Source organism: Inediibacterium massiliense (assembly GCF_001282725.1).
Classification (GTDB): Bacteria; Bacillota; Clostridia; order Peptostreptococcales; family Thermotaleaceae; genus Anaerophilus; species Anaerophilus massiliensis.
Map to the genome: position 1 here is coordinate 1,591,737 of NZ_LN876587.1, position 20,197 is coordinate 1,611,933.

General features: G+C 28.9%; 11 protein-coding genes and 1 CRISPR repeat array. Of the genes, 1 reads left to right on the forward strand and 10 read right to left on the reverse strand.

Going from position 1 to position 20,197, the window contains the following annotated elements; genetic code table 11:
* The first annotated feature begins 115 nt into the window (after nucleotides 1–115).
* Nucleotides 116–1,816: a flavin monoamine oxidase family protein gene (locus BN2409_RS17875; protein ID WP_053957657.1), complete on the forward strand. Its 1,701-nt coding sequence runs from the start codon at nucleotides 116–118 to the stop codon at nucleotides 1,814–1,816.
* 199 nt (nucleotides 1,817–2,015) lie between these two features.
* On the opposite strand, the gene sfsA is transcribed toward BN2409_RS17875, so the two are convergent.
* From sfsA to BN2409_RS16365, 10 genes are all read right to left on the reverse strand, one after another.
* The gene (sfsA, locus tag BN2409_RS16320) at nucleotides 2,016–2,705 is read right to left on the reverse strand and encodes a DNA/RNA nuclease SfsA (protein WP_053957658.1); all 690 of its coding nucleotides are present in this window, start codon (nucleotides 2,703–2,705) and stop codon (nucleotides 2,016–2,018) included.
* A 63-nt stretch (nucleotides 2,706–2,768) separates the two neighbouring features.
* Nucleotides 2,769–9,163: a CRISPR direct-repeat array (repeat unit 37 nt; unit sequence GTTTCAATCTCCTAAGGAGCTTTTATTCTTCTAATAC).
* Nucleotides 9,164–9,331: 168 nt separating this feature from the next.
* Nucleotides 9,332–9,604, reverse strand: coding sequence for a CRISPR-associated endonuclease Cas2 (cas2, locus tag BN2409_RS16325; protein WP_053957659.1), 273 nt, complete (start codon nucleotides 9,602–9,604; stop codon nucleotides 9,332–9,334).
* 17 nt (nucleotides 9,605–9,621) lie between these two features.
* Nucleotides 9,622–10,620: a type I-D CRISPR-associated endonuclease Cas1d gene (gene cas1d, locus BN2409_RS16330; protein ID WP_053957660.1), complete on the reverse strand. Its 999-nt coding sequence runs from the start codon at nucleotides 10,618–10,620 to the stop codon at nucleotides 9,622–9,624.
* A gap of 5 nt (nucleotides 10,621–10,625) precedes the next feature.
* Nucleotides 10,626–11,231 (reverse strand): CRISPR-associated protein Cas4, encoded by a 606-nt coding sequence (gene cas4, locus BN2409_RS16335; RefSeq protein ID WP_053957661.1) that lies wholly within the window; start codon nucleotides 11,229–11,231, stop codon nucleotides 10,626–10,628.
* On the reverse strand, nucleotides 11,210–11,971 hold the full coding sequence (gene cas6, locus BN2409_RS16340) for a CRISPR-associated endoribonuclease Cas6 (protein ID WP_053957662.1): 762 nt from the start codon (nucleotides 11,969–11,971) through the stop codon (nucleotides 11,210–11,212). Before cas6 ends, cas4 begins: the two co-directional genes overlap by 22 nt.
* A gap of 20 nt (nucleotides 11,972–11,991) precedes the next feature.
* Entirely contained in the window at nucleotides 11,992–14,343 is a 2,352-nt protein-coding gene (gene cas3, locus BN2409_RS16345) for a type I-D CRISPR-associated helicase Cas3' (protein WP_053957663.1), read from the reverse strand.
* On the reverse strand, nucleotides 14,340–14,999 hold the full coding sequence (cas5d, locus tag BN2409_RS16350) for a type I-D CRISPR-associated protein Cas5/Csc1 (protein ID WP_053957664.1): 660 nt from the start codon (nucleotides 14,997–14,999) through the stop codon (nucleotides 14,340–14,342). Before cas5d ends, cas3 begins: the two co-directional genes overlap by 4 nt.
* A 3-nt stretch (nucleotides 15,000–15,002) precedes the next feature.
* Nucleotides 15,003–15,977, reverse strand: coding sequence for a type I-D CRISPR-associated protein Cas7/Csc2 (gene cas7d / locus BN2409_RS16355; protein WP_053957665.1), 975 nt, complete (start codon nucleotides 15,975–15,977; stop codon nucleotides 15,003–15,005).
* Nucleotides 15,978–15,990: 13 nt separating this feature from the next.
* Nucleotides 15,991–18,927 (reverse strand): type I-D CRISPR-associated protein Cas10d/Csc3, encoded by a 2,937-nt coding sequence (cas10d, locus tag BN2409_RS16360; RefSeq protein ID WP_053957666.1) that lies wholly within the window; start codon nucleotides 18,925–18,927, stop codon nucleotides 15,991–15,993.
* Nucleotides 18,928–19,065: 138 nt separating this feature from the next.
* On the reverse strand, nucleotides 19,066–20,046 hold the full coding sequence (locus tag BN2409_RS16365) for a helix-turn-helix transcriptional regulator (RefSeq protein ID WP_053957667.1): 981 nt from the start codon (nucleotides 20,044–20,046) through the stop codon (nucleotides 19,066–19,068).
* Nucleotides 20,047–20,197: the final 151 nt, after the last annotated feature.

Sequence of the window (20,197 nt, forward strand, 5' to 3'; positions counted from 1 at the left end):
ATTTTTCCAAATCACTTTTTTACTCATTTTTTATCTTTTTTTATAATATACATACATTAAAACGCAGTTTCCATAAATTCAATGTATTCCTACAGTTAGAAAGGAGTCTTATATTATGGTTAATTATCCTATTGTACAACCTAATAATCCATCTTCTTGTGACCGTCATCAACTTGTTTTGTATTCATTACAGAAAGAACAACGATCTGAAGATTTTCATCATATTATAAAAAACTTAAGTCCTCCTCCTGATATTACAACAATCTCCCCTGCTGGATCTTTTAAAAATATAAAAATTGCAATCATCGGCTCTGGTGCTGCAGGACTAGCATCAGCTTTTGAATTGAGAAAATTAGGCTTCGATATAACTATATTTGAAGCCTCAAAAGAAAGAATTGGAGGAAGAATTTATACTTATTATTTTGATAAAAATAAAAATCTTTATGGAGAACTAGGCCCTATGCGCATTCCAGTAAGTCATGAAACAACTTGGCATTATATTAACCTTTTTCATCTAAACACACGACCCTTTATTCAAAACAATAAAAATACTTTCTTATATGTAAGAAATACAAGAGTACGTAATGATCCTGATGGAAAAAATGTAATGGAAAAAATCTATCCAAAGTTTCCTCTCTATCCATGGGAGAGAAACATCCCTTGGCAAAAGCTAATAGAATATGGTCTAGAAACACCACTTTTATCTATTTCTCCTGCTATACGAAGAGAAATTCTGCAAATTAAACCTATTTATGATTCACTCATCAATTATTGGGGTTGTTTAAATATTCGACAAGTATTAGAAAAAATGGGACTTAGCGAAGGGGCAATTGATTTAATTGGAAGCTTATCTCCCCTTGATGGTGATTTTTATTACAATAGTTATATAGAAACCCTACAAGAAATTTATCCAGTAAACTTTTCTTTTTTGTATGAAATCATTGGAGGATCTTCTAATTTATCTTCTGCCTTCTATCGTTCTTTAATTTGCATAAATCCGTCTGAATACCCTACTATTTCTCCTCATTTATTAGGAAAAATTACTTTTAAAGCTGGCCATTGGATTAGGGGAATGTATTTATCTTCTAATAATCATGTAACTTTAAAATATCAAAATACCTGTACTAACAAAATGAACGAAGAAACTTTTGACTATATCATTTGTGCCATTCCCTTTTCTAGTCTTCGTAATATAGAAATAAATCCATCCTTCACCTCAAGAAAAATGCAAGCTATAAGAGAAGTAGATTATTCCAATGCACAAAAAATTCTTTTTTTATGTAAAAATAGATTTTGGGAAAAGGGAGGCCCTAATGAAAGGATTATAGGAGGAGGATCTTTTACAGACCTTTTAATTTCATCTATATACTATCCATCTGATCACAGAGATTGTTCTTTCACAAATTATTGTTCACCAGATGACCCTGGTGTTTTATTAGCATCTTATAACTATCGCCAAAGTGCTGTTCGGCTAGGAAATATGGAAGAACATAAAAGAGTAGAGCTTGCCAAAAGACAAATCGAAAAAGTACATGGACTTCCAATGGGATATATGGATAAAATAGTAATAGATTATAAAATGATTAATTGGAATCATGTCCCGTACTTTTACGGAGCTTTTTGTTATTTTATGCCTGAACAAAAAAGAATCTTTTCTTATTCTATGACTACACCAGAATATAACAATAAAATATTTTTTGCAGGAGAACACACATCTTCCAGTCATGGCTGGATGCAAGGAGCTCTACATAGTGGTGCATGTGCTGCAAACGCCTTAGCAAAGTATTGTAAATATGATCATAAGCCCTTGTTTTAATAGGGGACTGGACTTATAGACAAAGTCATAAAATTCTTCACTGATTTTCAAATTTGGAAAATATATAGAAACGATCGAAAATAGCATTACAAACTCGCTTTGCTCAAACAGTGTAATGCTAAACATTTTCTCACTTATTCTATATTTTCGCAAATTCTCAATAATTGTTCCGAATTTTATGACTTTGCTACAATATACTTTATAAAGAAGTATGTACTTTTTTATTAATTTTTATTTCATCTTCTTTCACTATACTATCATATGCTAAAATACAAATACCCTTTTCTTTTGCTCTTTGTAATGCTTCTTCAAAATGAGGATCTGTAACTTTATTGGGTCTAAATATTTTCATATTCTCTATTTGTATTAAAAAAAAGATATAGTTTTTATACCCTTCTTTTTGCAAATGAATTAATTCTTCTATATGCTTTCTTCCTCTTTCCGTAGGAGCATCAGGAAACATGCAGTTTCCATTTTCTTCCAATGTCACACTTTTTACTTCAATAAATCCTTTCTCATGATCTTTCTCATAATAAAAGTCAAACCTTGAATTTTTATATTTTACTTCTTTTTTAAGCTTTATAAAATCTTTTAATTCTCCTACTTCACTATGAATCAATGCATCATAAACCACATAATTTGTAATTTGCGAATCTATATTAATCAGCGTATGATCATCTTTGTAGGCTGCCACTAAAGAATATTTTGTTTTTCTATTAGGATTAGAAGCTTCTTCTAAAATTACTTTTACTCCTTTTTTCAATATTTCCTTGCATCTTCCTGTATTTTTTACATGGACAATCTCTTCTCTTCCATTTAAAAGTACATGAGCAATAAAGCGATTGGGTCTTTTTAAAAAAATAGCTTCTTGAATCGATAAATATTTCATATATATCTCCTTTTTTACTTTTTTATATACTTATACCCTTATTAAAAGCTGTATTTACAATAAGTTTCAATCTCCTAAGGAGCTTTTATTCTTCTAATACAAAGATCAGAGTGGCACGGAAGAAGTGCTTATGCACTGTTTCAATCTCCTAAGGAGCTTTTATTCTTCTAATACAGAAGGTCTTTTTTCTACTTGTCCAACTTTTCATCAGTTTCAATCTCCTAAGGAGCTTTTATTCTTCTAATACTAAAATGAATTATGATGGTAGATATAATGATATAAAGTTTCAATCTCCTAAGGAGCTTTTATTCTTCTAATACTAAAATGAATTATGATGGTAGATATAATGATATAAAGTTTCAATCTCCTAAGGAGCTTTTATTCTTCTAATACGAAATAATAGAAGTAATTGAGATATGTCAATAAAATGTGTTTCAATCTCCTAAGGAGCTTTTATTCTTCTAATACATTAGTCCCTCCAGTAGTCATAATAGTTATCACAAGTTTCAATCTCCTAAGGAGCTTTTATTCTTCTAATACTAGAGCTGGTTTTTCGGGAGGTGGTCATAAATACAAGTTTCAATCTCCTAAGGAGCTTTTATTCTTCTAATACAATCAGCATGAGGAATCATATATTAGACAACATCAAGTTTCAATCTCCTAAGGAGCTTTTATTCTTCTAATACGCTAAGAAATTATATGATTATGTAGTAAACTTACCAGTTTCAATCTCCTAAGGAGCTTTTATTCTTCTAATACATCAATAGAAATGTCTACACGAGAGATAATGTATAAGTTTCAATCTCCTAAGGAGCTTTTATTCTTCTAATACGAAAAAATAAAAATCATTGATATAGAAACAATTCCGTTTCAATCTCCTAAGGAGCTTTTATTCTTCTAATACAAATGCTTGTGTGTTCTTACTTATAGGAAAGTATCAAGTTTCAATCTCCTAAGGAGCTTTTATTCTTCTAATACTTTTTACCCCTCCATATTCATAATTAATAAATCTGTTTCAATCTCCTAAGGAGCTTTTATTCTTCTAATACGATGATTTTGGTTGTTTTCCTAGTATAATAGATATAGTTTCAATCTCCTAAGGAGCTTTTATTCTTCTAATACTTAATAATAAATGCAATAAAAGAAGATATGAATGTGTTTCAATCTCCTAAGGAGCTTTTATTCTTCTAATACACTCCTCCAATTGTTGATTGAAATGGAGTCAATTTAGTTTCAATCTCCTAAGGAGCTTTTATTCTTCTAATACGGAGTAAAGATTAGGAGTATACAGCTTATAATAAAGTTTCAATCTCCTAAGGAGCTTTTATTCTTCTAATACCGGATGATATCGGTCTTTATCTAAATCATAATATAAGTTTCAATCTCCTAAGGAGCTTTTATTCTTCTAATACAAACATTTTAGAATAAGCCCCATGTACATATGGTTGTTTCAATCTCCTAAGGAGCTTTTATTCTTCTAATACATGGAAGAAGAATTTGCAGATATACAATTAATATTGGGTTTCAATCTCCTAAGGAGCTTTTATTCTTCTAATACTAGTACTATCAATGTTCCAGAAATTTTTTTTACAATGTTTCAATCTCCTAAGGAGCTTTTATTCTTCTAATACGTGTTGTATGTGATACCGTTTAATAGCATCAAAATCGTTTCAATCTCCTAAGGAGCTTTTATTCTTCTAATACAAGCTTGGTATTAACACAGCTCAAGGAATGCTATGTATGTTTCAATCTCCTAAGGAGCTTTTATTCTTCTAATACTAAGTTCCTGTGCATCAAAGAAATCTAAAATATTAGTTTCAATCTCCTAAGGAGCTTTTATTCTTCTAATACTGACCTTTGCTGTATTCATCTAAGCTGACCTTTGCGTTTCAATCTCCTAAGGAGCTTTTATTCTTCTAATACGGGGAACAAATGAAATCCCTCAAAATGTTTATCAGGTTTCAATCTCCTAAGGAGCTTTTATTCTTCTAATACCATATGAACATATAATTCGAAATAGTTTAAAGGCAAGTTTCAATCTCCTAAGGAGCTTTTATTCTTCTAATACGTTTTATAACTGCCCTATCTACACTTTATTATTTATGTTTCAATCTCCTAAGGAGCTTTTATTCTTCTAATACAATTAATGCAGATGAGATTGTCACAGGAACTCTAAAGTTTCAATCTCCTAAGGAGCTTTTATTCTTCTAATACTTTTAAGACATACAAAAATGCCTGCAATCTTAATCGGTTTCAATCTCCTAAGGAGCTTTTATTCTTCTAATACCGATTCGTTCTATCATTTCGTATAGAAAACATCTTAAGTTTCAATCTCCTAAGGAGCTTTTATTCTTCTAATACTTAAAAGATGATTCTATCGAAAAGAATTTAGAATGTTTCAATCTCCTAAGGAGCTTTTATTCTTCTAATACATGATTTTCCGTTTTTCCCTTCAACAATTTTCATATTACGTTTCAATCTCCTAAGGAGCTTTTATTCTTCTAATACTAACAGATAGCCCGATCCGTAGGCATAGCCGTAGGAGTTTCAATCTCCTAAGGAGCTTTTATTCTTCTAATACAAAAGTCATATACCTGATCTGGTACCCTCACTCCTAAGTTTCAATCTCCTAAGGAGCTTTTATTCTTCTAATACGAGCTATTCCTTATTTTTATTATTATATAGGGGTGGTGTTTCAATCTCCTAAGGAGCTTTTATTCTTCTAATACAAAGCTACAGAATACGAACCATATGCAGACAATAAGTTTCAATCTCCTAAGGAGCTTTTATTCTTCTAATACGACTAAATGCTTGTTTAATACCTTTCCACAATTCAGTTTCAATCTCCTAAGGAGCTTTTATTCTTCTAATACCAATCAGAAAATAAATAGATAGGATTTTTAAATTAGTTTCAATCTCCTAAGGAGCTTTTATTCTTCTAATACTTATGATAAACTAGATGCTGATAAAGATACTATAAAGTTTCAATCTCCTAAGGAGCTTTTATTCTTCTAATACGATTGGAACAGAAAAATTCCAGACTGGTATGTTCCAGTTTCAATCTCCTAAGGAGCTTTTATTCTTCTAATACTGGAGCTTGATGAAGTTATCAGGTTAAAACAAATTAGTTTCAATCTCCTAAGGAGCTTTTATTCTTCTAATACAATCAATTTACGAATATAGGAGGAATGTATGAAACCAGTTTCAATCTCCTAAGGAGCTTTTATTCTTCTAATACGTAGCACTTAATCCATCATCACTTATTTTAGGAGTAGTTTCAATCTCCTAAGGAGCTTTTATTCTTCTAATACTGGGGGATGGTATAATATGGATAAGAAGAGGACACTAGTTTCAATCTCCTAAGGAGCTTTTATTCTTCTAATACTTTCTTATATATTTAAAAGCAATTAAGCAAGTGCAAGTTTCAATCTCCTAAGGAGCTTTTATTCTTCTAATACATGAGCAGTTTTCAGCGAATGAGAGATAGAGAATCAAGTTTCAATCTCCTAAGGAGCTTTTATTCTTCTAATACAGATTACAAATTGGCAAAAATTACAGGGTAAAATCAGTTTCAATCTCCTAAGGAGCTTTTATTCTTCTAATACAAAATAAAACAGAAGAAGAAGTGAATTTTGATAAAGGTTTCAATCTCCTAAGGAGCTTTTATTCTTCTAATACCAAGATACTAAAAGAGAAATGGAATTGCCATGTAAAGTTTCAATCTCCTAAGGAGCTTTTATTCTTCTAATACACAAGCATTGCTGTACTGTCTTTCCCTAAGCTACATGAGTTTCAATCTCCTAAGGAGCTTTTATTCTTCTAATACCCTCTTTTTGGGGTGTCGGTTGTTCATTAGTATTTTCGTTTCAATCTCCTAAGGAGCTTTTATTCTTCTAATACTCTTTGCAGGTGCTGGTATTTACAATGCCTTAAAAGGTTTCAATCTCCTAAGGAGCTTTTATTCTTCTAATACCTTTCATCATTTAGCAGCTCCTTCAATTTCATTTTAAGTTTCAATCTCCTAAGGAGCTTTTATTCTTCTAATACCGTCGTATTACTAAAAGCGTGTAGAGATTTATTACAGAGTTTCAATCTCCTAAGGAGCTTTTATTCTTCTAATACCAAACAAGGACTTTGTAAGTGGACAGAAAGAATTGGTTTCAATCTCCTAAGGAGCTTTTATTCTTCTAATACAGATTATATAGAATTGATCGAATATGTCAGAGAAAGTTTCAATCTCCTAAGGAGCTTTTATTCTTCTAATACCCTCTTTTTGGGGTGTCGGTTGTTCATTAGTATTTTCGTTTCAATCTCCTAAGGAGCTTTTATTCTTCTAATACAGTAAGCAATTTCCATCACAGTTAGCATCATCATAAGTTTCAATCTCCTAAGGAGCTTTTATTCTTCTAATACAAATGGAAAATTTACAAGTCAAGATACTACAGAAGAGTTTCAATCTCCTAAGGAGCTTTTATTCTTCTAATACATATGTATGAAGAAGGAATAGAAGCCGTACCTGGGTTTCAATCTCCTAAGGAGCTTTTATTCTTCTAATACCTAAAGGAGTGAGGTGTGGATGGGTAGTAATGAAAGTTTCAATCTCCTAAGGAGCTTTTATTCTTCTAATACATTCAAGGAATGAAAAATAAACAAAATCTGAATGTGTTTCAATCTCCTAAGGAGCTTTTATTCTTCTAATACATATAAGTTCATTTGCAAAGTCTATAGCTCCATAAACGTTTCAATCTCCTAAGGAGCTTTTATTCTTCTAATACCAGTTTCAGAAAGCAGATCAAGTACATAATGCGAGTTGTTTCAATCTCCTAAGGAGCTTTTATTCTTCTAATACCATGGATGACATTCTTTATAGTATTAGCTTTTCTTGCGTTTCAATCTCCTAAGGAGCTTTTATTCTTCTAATACTTAAGAATGCTAGAACGAAGATTTGAGAATGAAATAGCGTTTCAATCTCCTAAGGAGCTTTTATTCTTCTAATACCAATTGCAAGTTCCATCTTCATAATTCACTTGATGTTTCAATCTCCTAAGGAGCTTTTATTCTTCTAATACGTATAGGAGAAGAGAGGGCAGAGAAAATCCTATTAGAGTTTCAATCTCCTAAGGAGCTTTTATTCTTCTAATACCAATTTGTGTGAGTTTTGGAAAATACTTAATATCTGTTTCAATCTCCTAAGGAGCTTTTATTCTTCTAATACACCCACACAGTATAGGAATTGTTGTACTAATAATTAGTTTCAATCTCCTAAGGAGCTTTTATTCTTCTAATACTATACTCTTTGTTAATGTATCTATATCTTTATCTCCTGTTTCAATCTCCTAAGGAGCTTTTATTCTTCTAATACTTAGCTTTTGGTATCTACATAAATTTATAAACATGTTTCAATCTCCTAAGGAGCTTTTATTCTTCTAATACTGACGAGTAATGTATGTGCTGTGGAACCCCTGCTCCGTTTCAATCTCCTAAGGAGCTTTTATTCTTCTAATACCCGGTGCTGCTTCCTAAGCTCTTCTCTGCTTGAACAACTGTTTCAATCTCCTAAGGAGCTTTTATTCTTCTAATACGAGATTCTGGATTGTCTATCTCTTTTGTAAGAACTAAGTTTCAATCTCCTAAGGAGCTTTTATTCTTCTAATACAGGTGTAAATTCATTTTCTACAAGTGCAATTCTAAAGTTTCAATCTCCTAAGGAGCTTTTATTCTTCTAATACGTTGGAGCTCTCTACATGGAAATGGGTACAGGCAAGTTTCAATCTCCTAAGGAGCTTTTATTCTTCTAATACTTTAAAGCTTACTTTCCTTGAATTAAAAGAAGATAGCGTTTCAATCTCCTAAGGAGCTTTTATTCTTCTAATACTTACCACCTAAAACATTTGAAGTAGAATATTATTATTTGTTTCAATCTCCTAAGGAGCTTTTATTCTTCTAATACAAGAAATAGAATGTCATAAGCAAGTAAAAAAAGTAGGTTTCAATCTCCTAAGGAGCTTTTATTCTTCTAATACACGATTGTATGCTTCACGCTTAGTATAAGCATCTAAGTTTCAATCTCCTAAGGAGCTTTTATTCTTCTAATACTTTATATGATTTGTATGCGAATTAACATTTTGTGCTGTTTCAATCTCCTAAGGAGCTTTTATTCTTCTAATACTATCTATCTCTTTCTCTATATCTATATCTATCTCTGTTTCAATCTCCTAAGGAGCTTTTATTCTTCTAATACGATGGACAAGTTATTCATGGATTGGATCATGAGGTGTTTCAATCTCCTAAGGAGCTTTTATTCTTCTAATACCTAAAAAAGTTAATGCAATTACTATAGATTTATCCAGTTTCAATCTCCTAAGGAGCTTTTATTCTTCTAATACCTGTAAAATAACCCAAATGATAAGACTTCCCTTGGGTTTCAATCTCCTAAGGAGCTTTTATTCTTCTAATACCGCTTGCGGTTTTAACCTGCATAAATACTGTCTTTGTTGTCTATTAATCGCAAAGATGTTTTCAAATTATCATATTGCTACTCATATATTGACCAAAAAGTCTCTATATCGTGTATTTTAGCTTATCGCATAATATCCGTATTTTACAAAACACATAAGCTTGCGCATCTAGAATATCATATTTCTTACATCAATAGGAACAAAGCTCCCTTTTCGTATTATTTTCATTTCACATGTAGCACATATAGGATATATCATAATACTATCACCTATTTCTACTTTAATTTTATTAATCCTATACAGCATTTCAACATATTTCTTATCATCTAAATCACATTCAAATACACTATATTGATTACGCTGACCATAGTTTTTAAGAAGTTTATGTAATTTATTCCTTTTTTTGTCATTTACTATATCATAACTTACTAAATATATCATATCACACTTCCTTTTTCTTATCTAATTAAAAATGGTTCATATTGTATTTCTCCCATCAAAGCTTTACTTAGTAATCTAGCTTGTAAATGAAAACATTCCTGATAATTTGTTTTATATTTAAAAATTGGGTGATATATTTGATCATATTTTTTTCTTTCATATGCTTCTAAGTATTTTTTTATTGCTTTTTTAGTCATTTTTACTTGCCCCAATACTTCTTCAAAATCATCTTTCTTAATTATTTTATTATTTATAATGCTTAGAACCAATCTATCCACAAATAATGCTCTAAATTCTTCCATCAAGTCTAATGCTAATGATGCTCTTCCATATCTCAATCTATGTAAAAAACCTATGTACGGATCAAGTCCTATAGTTGAAACTGCCGATGACATTTCATTCGCCAATAATACATATCCAAAACTTAACATTGCATTTACAGGATCTTTAGGTGGTCTTTTAGTACGTTTATCAAAACTAAAGTCTGCTTTTATCATCTCAGAAAAAACTGAAAAATAAACACTTGCAGCTCTTCCTTCTATTCCTCTTAAGGAATCTATATTTGTTTGTTTTTCTGATTGATTTTCTAATCTTTTTAGCTCTTCTATAGCATCATCTAATCTTTTGCTTTTATTATTTCCTCTATTAGCTTTCATTAACACAGTTCTACTATTTTTTATTTTTCCTATAATAAATTGTTTAGCAAGTTGCAATGACTTTTCATTTTTATCATTATGTGTTTCATATTGCTTTAATCTTACTATTACATTCTTTGAAGCTTCTGGATCTATTCGAGATATAAACTTACCTCTAGAAGTTAAATAACATAAGGTTATTTTATTTTTTGCTAGCATGTTTATTGTGGATGCTGTTACTGTCACTTCTCCAAACAATACAATTTGCTTTATTTTAAATATAGGTATTTGAATTAACTTTTCTTTACCTTTATATAATTTTATTTGTTCATCCTCTTTTCTCAAGGTAGTATATTGCTCAGTTACATAAAGCGTGCTCATTTCTATCACCTCTTCTTCTTTAGTAGTTCTACTTCCATCGGTAAACAAATTTTGTTTATACTACAATATTTGCATCTATTATCGTTAACTCCTTCTGGTATATACATACTTATATACAACTCTTTTATATCATTGATCGTTTTAATAATGTGCTGTTTTATCTGATTACTTATTCTAACTTCTACTCTTTCTTTTGATCCTACATAATATATATATCCTTTGTGTATAGGTTTTTTTAACTTTTCCTCTAATACCATGGCTTGAAGTGCTAGTTGATATTTATCATTTTTCCATATACCCTTTTTCCCTTTTTTGTATTCTACTGGATATATTTCATCCTCATATTGCTCCACAGTATCTACTTTTACTACAACTCCTAAATTTTCTGATATGATCTTAACACTTTTATATATTGTTTTTCCTCTTCTTTCCTCCTCCCCAAATTCATCTACATTTTCATGTACTTGATCTCCTAATATGGTATGTACATTACTTTCAAATTCTTGTTGAACATATTCATAATAGCACCGTCTTGGACAGTATAGATAAGTATTCACCGCACTTGCTTCAATATTAAAAGAATCCTTATCTACTTCTTCAACGCTATACATTGCCCCATCCCCATTCCTGTTTTGTATCCTATACCTACATAAGATGCTACTGCAAATAGCTTTTCAAGATGATCTTGAATTTTTTTATTTGGATGCTTAATTCTTATATTTACATTCCCACAAAACCCTGTTATTGTAAATTTTCTATACTTCGCTATTTCAGTTTTTATATTAAAACCTTCAATAATTATATATTTTTCTAATTCATCAAATACTTGTATATCTTTTATTTCTGTTTTATAGGCATCACAATAACTTTTATTTAAATTGCTAAAAATTTTTTTAGGATCTGGTAATGGGTATTGGATAGGATTTACTCTAAATGTAGTAGGTGTTATAAATTTTAAAACCCCTCTTGTTATTTTTTCCTGTTGTAGCATGTCTTCTGATATAGTCTTACAATTTACTTCTTCAATCATCAAATATCCTTTTGCAAAAGGAATTTTATTATTTTTTTTGATAAATTCAAATAATCCTGAGTATATCTCATTTGTCAAAAGTGATATATTTACTTTTAACAAAGTATTTTTTTCAAAATACTTTACATGACTTTGGGTATCACACAATATAGGTGATATAGAAAAAGACTGCTTTTTGCCTTGATCATGATACTTATCAGCTATTTCTTTATCATATTGCTTTAAAATATCAAAAAAAATACCATGCCATATTCTTGCATTATCTATAGTGTTTATAATTTTTTCAGTATTTCTAAAATAAATCGTCCAATATGTTAACATTTCTTCCTCCCTGTTTAATCTTAAAATATAAAAATTTCCTCTACATCTGGATTATCTTTCATTTTTTTTACCGCTGAATCTATAATTAAGCTATTCGTACCTGTAATGATCAAATATTCTCTCTCATTTTCTTCAAACTGTATATTTAGTTTTTGAAAATAAATAGGTTGATTTTTAAGCATTGATTTTATTCTATATTCTTCTTTTGATGCTTTAGGCATTGTAAATACAGGTATATATTGTTCTTGAAATGCCTTAGCTATTTTTTCTGGAAAATAAACTCTTTCTTTCCCTATTTTTGTATACTCATAACCTACTAAATATAGATTAGTTACTGCCTCTACAGTATTTGCATACTTGTTTTCAAATTGAGTATGATTACCTTTAAAATTAAATTCCCAACTGATTTCAATAGGCTTTTCTCTTATTTTATTGATTATGATAAAGGTATCTATTTGATCTAATCTATTGATATTAATTCGTTCTTCACTTATTTTAACATTGGACAAATTCTCCCATTCCCGTTTACTATCACACCAATAGATTTCATAATACCTCATTAAATGAAAAATATCATATATAAATATTTGATTTTGCTGTCCAAACTTATAATACTTATCAAATACAAGAGCAGGCTTACTAATATCTGTTCCTCTAAAATTTATAAGCGCACTGATTTTGCATATTTCTCCTTTAATGTAACGAATAATTTCCTCTTCATAATATTGCTTTAACTGTTTGATTTCATCTTCTGAAAAATCTTGAAGTATGTCTTGTTCTATAACCTCTTCTCTACCTTGTTCCTTTCTATAACTTTTTAAAAACTGTACAAACAAATAATCATCGGTATATTGAATATATTCTTTTTTATCTGAACTTTGATTGTAATCTCTTATAAATTTACATTGCTTTTTATAATTTCTAATTTTATTTCTAAAATACTTAAAGCTATAATTACTTTTAGGTGCAAATACTTTAACAGCTTTATCAAATAATTCTTCCACAATATTTCTCAAATCATAAGGCATTTTACTATATATATCGCTCATAGGAAAGCAAAGTTCTACAATACTACAACTCTCTATATAGTTTTTCATAATATTTCTTTGTGGCATAATTTCACTTATTATATCTTTTAACCGTTCTCTATTAATTTCTTCTGGATACTCCTTTAACTTCTCATAACACCTATCATTAACACATAATATAACCGTACTTTCTTCATCCTGTATACTTTTACCTAATACCCGTCCTGCTCTACCTATTCTTTGTAATGCTTGATCACTAGTAATAGCTTCTGTTATTACATCATCTATGTTTTGTTTCTTCTTACCTTCCTTTTTAAAATTGTATCCTATATCTACTGTTGGCGTTGCTAAGATCAACGAACAATTTACAGCTTGTTTTCTTTCTTCTGAATTTATTGCCCCTGTTATAACTCCTATTTTTTCTTTTGATATTTTTATATTCAATAACTCTTGTTTTAATTTGTTTATTTTATATATAGATTGACTAATTACTACACTATCTCTCTCAAAATTTGAATTTGAATAGTTTTCTACTACTACATCCTCTAATTCTCTATTTGTAATAAGTAATTTCATAGAAGAAAGAGTTTTAATCTTATCATATTTTTCACTTTCTTTGTCTTCATTTTCTGGGGATACAATTATATAGTCTATACCTCCTCTTTTCAAATATTCTTCTATTAAATCATCTGGAGTTGCTGTTAAAATGCATATTTTTCTTCCATTTTCAAAGTAATTAAATTCCTTAGAGAGTATTATAAAAAATAAAAAATTTGCTAATTGCTTCGCATCATAATAATGAAATTCATCCACAATTATATAATTGTAATTTTTAATAATTATTTCTAATAAATTTGTTTTATCTAAAAATCCATACAATGAATAAAAACAATAATAAAATATATCTGGATTCACCACTACTACAGAAGGTCTTTTGCCTGCATAATCTATCATTTGTATTCCTAATTCTTTTCTAAATTCTAAAGGATTTCTTAATAACTCATATAAAGTTGTACCTTTTCTATGATTATTTCTTATTTTTTCAATAACTGTGGCATCAATTTTTATGACTATATGCTTTAAATCATTTTTTTCTACAAACTCCTTTATATCCTCTGCATGTTGTTTTAATAATTCATTGGTAGGTGCTATAAACAATACGTTATTATTAGGATTTTCTTTTAGATATAATAAAGAAGCTCTAGTTTTTCCTGCACCTGTAGGATATGTATTAAATACAACCGAATGTTGCTTTAATTCATCTAATGTTCTTTTTTGATGATAAAGATAAGGACTAGAGGGAGCTTTTTTTAAAAACTCTCCCTCTACTTTAAAGCACTTCATACAATCCCTCCTAACACAACACTGCATGGATAATAAATAACCCCTTCACTTGTACTTATTTGATACATTTTTCCTTTTCCATGCAATTTTTTAAATAATGGCACTGGATGAACATTTATCATTCTAAAACTTATAAGCTCAAAATCTTCTTGTAAATCAACTGAATTTACTAATCCATAACATTCTTTTTGATCTTCTATAACTTTATATGAGCATTCTTCATAGGTTACCTTTACCTTCCCCATGAACTTTCCTAGACGTATATATGAAATCTTTTTTATATCATTTTTGCAAAAGATTAGTCCCTCAGCTTTATTTCCACTAGACAGAGCTTTTATTCTCCCCATCTGAGGATAATTTTGTAATGCTCTTTCCATTTTGTGATAGTATGTATCGCTCAACCCATTGAATGTAAATATAATGTACTTAGGATCATTAATAATGGCTGGTGTGATATATATTCCCTCATTATTAAGTTTTTTAAAATCTTCTTGATAGCTTACTTTTGTTTGATTATACCTTGCATTGCACCATCCCATGGCATAAATAAGTGCATAATTCCCTATAAGCGGCTTTGTCATAAATAAAGTATCTATTTCTTGGCTTGAAAAAAATACTTCTTCCATGAATTCTAATGTATACTTGTATACCTTCATTTTCTATACTCCATACTGACTAGATTGTTCTTTAAATAATTCTGCCGCTTTTTCGTTTTCTTTTTCATTAGCAAATAATTTTTTCACATAATTTATAAGTCCATCTAATTGCTCATTACTAAGCTCTGAAATTTCTCCACATACTTCATTTTTTAAACTATCAAAAGAATCTTTTGTATAATCTATACATTTTTTAAAATCAAGAGGATGTTCTACTAATTCAGCTTTTTTAAATTGATCATATACACTTTGAACTAACTCTAAGTTAGAAAACATCTCGCAATCAGAAAAAGCAATTTTAAGTATATGATTTTTTACTTTCCCCATCCTACTTGATATAGCACCGTATCTTTTGCTTCTTAAAATGTTCGCTATCCCATATATAAATTCTATAACAGTTACATCTTTAAATGTAACCATATCTAAAAAAAGTGTTCCTGGTTTTATATATTCATCCTCATTAATAGAAGAGGATGCTTTACCATTTTCATCTCGCATAGTTCCATTATCAAATAATGCATTAAATGTTTTTACACCCACTACATCATTAAATGGCAATATAGAAAAACTATTGTCAGAAATAACCCTTGCCTTTTGTGCTCCTCCATCACCTACTGCATATCCATAAAGCATACAATCTAAACATTTTCCACACGGAGTATTTTTATTTAATGCACAAATTTCTTTTTTACTTGTAGTAAACAATAAATCATTGGCTCTTAAATACTCTCTTCCTATTCTTCTTTCTACAGCAATTTGCTTTCTTTTACTAATCACAACCCTAGATACAACCTCACTATTCTCAATTCCTGCTCTTGTTCGCTCTTTATTTAACCCTTCTCCAGATCCTTCTGTTCTAAATATAGTTTCTGATTGAATTTCTCTTAGTACTCCTACAGTTATATACTTTCCTTCTGGAAAATTTGAATATTTTTCTTGAAACTTATCTTTTAATTCTTCTATAATGTTTTTACTCATTTTTTATTCCTCCCTAATTTTCTTTTTTCATTTCTACTCTAAAGTAATAGCTATATGCTGATAAAATATTTTTCTTTTCATCTTCTAAATGAAATACTTTACCCTTTAACCCTTTCTTAAATATTTCATCTATAAACATATCTACAAAAGTTTCTATTGATGCAATTTTTGTTTTTCCATAATATTTATCATTTGTTCTTTCGAAATATTTTTGAATTTCTCTTTTCCCTATAGCCCTTATATCATCTTCTGTATATATATCTTTATTCCATCTACAGATACTGTCTATGATAATATTTAGTGGCTTATTGATAGCATTATCTTTTAAATTTCCTCCGTTTATCCCACCTCTTATGTAATACTTTTGAGCAAACTTTGCTAACTCTTTTATATCCGACACTAGATTTTCATCCTCCTTTACATAATTCATAATCTTATCCATAAAATCATTAATCTCTATGATTTTACTTATTAGCTTTTTATCATCACTTTTTAACTTCTTGTAAACACAATATATGAAACTTAATTTGCTATTATTTAAAGCTATTAAACTTTTACAAATAAATTCTAATATTTGTCCTTGTTTACCTGTTTTTACTACTTCTTTTGTAATACCAAATAAATTGGTAAATAACTCTGCTGTTTCAAAACATTCTTCTTTTGTCCATTCCTTTTCAAACAAATTTTTGAATATAACAGGAACATCCTCTAAATAAATTTCTTGCATTTCATTTTTATTTAGAATTGCAATAGGAAATTCTGTCAATATAATCTTAGAATCAAAATAAATACTCATAACAAGTGCATATAGTAATGATACTATCCAATTTTCCATATTATTTTGATCTTTAAGAAAATGGACAGGAAAAATAAAATAGTTTGCTATGACTTCATCATAGTCAGGTATAGCTACACCATTTACTTTAGCTTTTGTAAATAATGGTTTAATAAATTTTATATTTTTATTAGCACATGAAACAAATGTTTTGTATTCATTAAAGTATAGTGACTTAATATCTTTTTGCCTAAATTCTCTAAGTTTCGTTCTAAATGCTTGTATATAAGATTTTGTATGAAAGCTTTTAGGAAGTATACTTATATATTTCCTACTTACTTCTACATTAGATATATAGGTTACCTTATGCAATAAATACTCTACCTTACATATAGGGCATATATTTCTTTTAGGTTCTCTTTCCCCAGCGTAAATCTTGTTCGAAAAGTTTTGAATCTTTAATTTGTATGGAATATCTACTGCCATCCATTTCTCTGTTGGATAACTACTACTACATAAACAACATAGCTTCCTATTTTTATTAGAATATTGATCTAATATTTCACATTTATTATAGGTTTGTTTTCTTTCATTGGATAACAATAATTGATCATCTATATATTCCTTTAAATAATCCCACATATTTTTTTGTTTGATATCTTTATTATTTTGTTGTTCAGTATATTTTTTTTCTGAATACTCAATCATCTGCCTAATCAATACTTCTTGTTGATCGCCATACTCTTTGTATAATAACTGACCTAAAATATAAGGTCTTTCATATACTTTATCAAATAAATCTAAATATGCCTTCAAGCCTTCATTTATCTTCAAAAAAGTATACATTTCATCCCATGCTTTATTAGCATTGTTTCCCCATATATGCATTTTAATAAATGTATAAAATCCTCTTAAAAATTCCGAAAATCTTAACATATCTTCATTAGGCTCAATAAGATATGTTCCCTTTTCATATCTTTCTAATGCTTCCTTTGCCGAAATCTGTTCTTGTAAAATACTTACATTAGACTTTAATTCTTTTTTTAGTGCTCTTTCAGATTTACTATCTGTTTCTTGTCCTAACTTTTGAGTTAAACTCTTTATTTCTTTTTTTGCTTGTTCTAGTTTATCTCTGTCATGTTTTTGCTTTTGTTTTTCTACTATAGGGATAATTTTAGCATTCCTTTTGTTTACCTCTGTTAACTTTCCTTTTAAACTTCTATTTCTAATTTCATATATTATATCTTCTATGCTAGTCATTTCTAAGCATTTCTCATCTACTTTTATTCCTGATTGCACATTTTTTATATAATCTTTATAGTCCTTATAAATTTTACTTTTAACTGATTCTACACATCTTGATGCTATCTCATTTCTGTTTACTATCTTATTTTTTTCATCTATGTCTTCTCGTAAATATACCACCCCTTCTTTATACCATATGATAGGAATATATCTTAATTCTATAAAGTATTGCACAATCGTATTATGGCAAATATTCGTTAAAATTCCTCTATCTTCACTAATCCTATGATATTCTAAAACATATTGCTTACCAATATATTGTGCAGCTGCATTAATACAACTCAAAAACTGTCTTTTCTTCTCTACTTCATCTAGTGTTTTAGATAGATCAATTTTATCTACAGCCTGTATCCAATATATAAGCATTTGTACACGATTCTCATCTAACGTAAAAGGATTTACATTACAAATCAACCCTTCTGAAAACGCATGCATTTTTTCTGAATGATGTCCTATAATTGCTCGAATTTCTGGTATGTAATTTTTATACTCATTGAAAAATACTGATATATTCATTTTTTCACATTCATTAATTATGTTTTTGTATTGTTTGTCTTTATCTTTCTGTGAAATAATACTTAGATAAGATTTTCCTTCATGTTCTTCTAACTTATTAATGTCATGTATCGTTATAGCAGTCATTAATACTTTGAGCTCTATTTCGTTTAAATTAAATATTTTTTGTAATGAATCTGTTACACCAATCATATCCATAACGTGAGTATACAAGGTCTGTCCCTCTTTTAAACTTCCATAATGTACAATCTCCTTATATTGCATTAAGTTTTTACTAGCTATCATTTCATAGTATTGTGCAGTAACACTTACTTCGTTTAAGTTTTCTAATGTGAACTTTAAAAATTCTTTCATTGTTTCACCTTTGATAATATCACCCCTTTTCCTATCTATTGTAATATATTTCCTTTTATATTCATGCTACTCCTATTATCTAAATATTTCAATACAAAATACGTTTAACAAAAAATACGACATACAGTTGTCGTATTTTTATTTGTTTTTATATTCTTTTATAGATTTTTCTAATTGACTTATAATTTCATTTCTTAACCATTTGGGTTTTATAACCTTAGCTTCACATCCAAAACTTAAAATCCATTGCTTTATTTCTTCTTTAGATGATATAGTTGCTCTAAAAAGAATTTTATTATCATTCGTCATTTCTACCTGCTGCGTTTTATGCCATATTTTTTCTTGTATCTTTTCTTTCACTTTTTTCGAAAACAAAATTTGCACTTCATAGGGTTCGCAGCTGTTTTCAACTTCCCATGCGTATTCATAATACCCTTTCAAGTCAAATTGTTTAGGGATTGTATATATACTGTCTTCTATACTACATTCAATAATTCGATCTACTCTAAATTGTCTTATACTATTTCTTAAGTGGCAATATGCTATAACATAATAAGTTTCTTTTGCTAAACAAAACCCGTAAACATCTATTCGTCTATAATTTTCTTCTTGTTTACCTTTGTATTTTATAAGTACTGTTCTTTTTTCACTAAAAGCTTCTACTAACAGCATAAAAACATAATAATTTGCATTGTCACCTTTGGTAATAACATCATATCTTCTTTTAACAATTAAATTATTTTTAATATTTTCCAATATATATTCGTCTTTGGGAGATATAAAAGATTGTATCTCCTTTAATAAAGCTTGTACTATTTCTATTTCCTTTCCAAATGCATGAAAACTCATCAAAGAAATATACAACATATTTACTTTTGCCTTAGTTAAATAAATAGGAATAAATTCCTTTTCAACGTCTAAATAATACTTATTTTTTTCACTCTTTATAGGTACATCACAATCTCTTAAAATTTCTATATATCTTTGGCATGTTCTTTGAGATTTTCCTATATATTCTCCCATCTCTTTTGTAGATAGCTTTTTTCCTCTTAAAAATTCATACATTAAAAATGTAAGCCCGTGAATCTTATCTTGTATGTATATATTAATTTTTCCCATTTGTCTAACATTCACCTTTCATATTGAAAATATTTTATCGTATTAAACTTTTCGTATCCACTTTTATATACTAACACCAAAATATATAATTTTCTCTTCATTTAAAAAAAATGTTTCTTTTTTAAAATTTGGGTATATATAAATTAAGTAA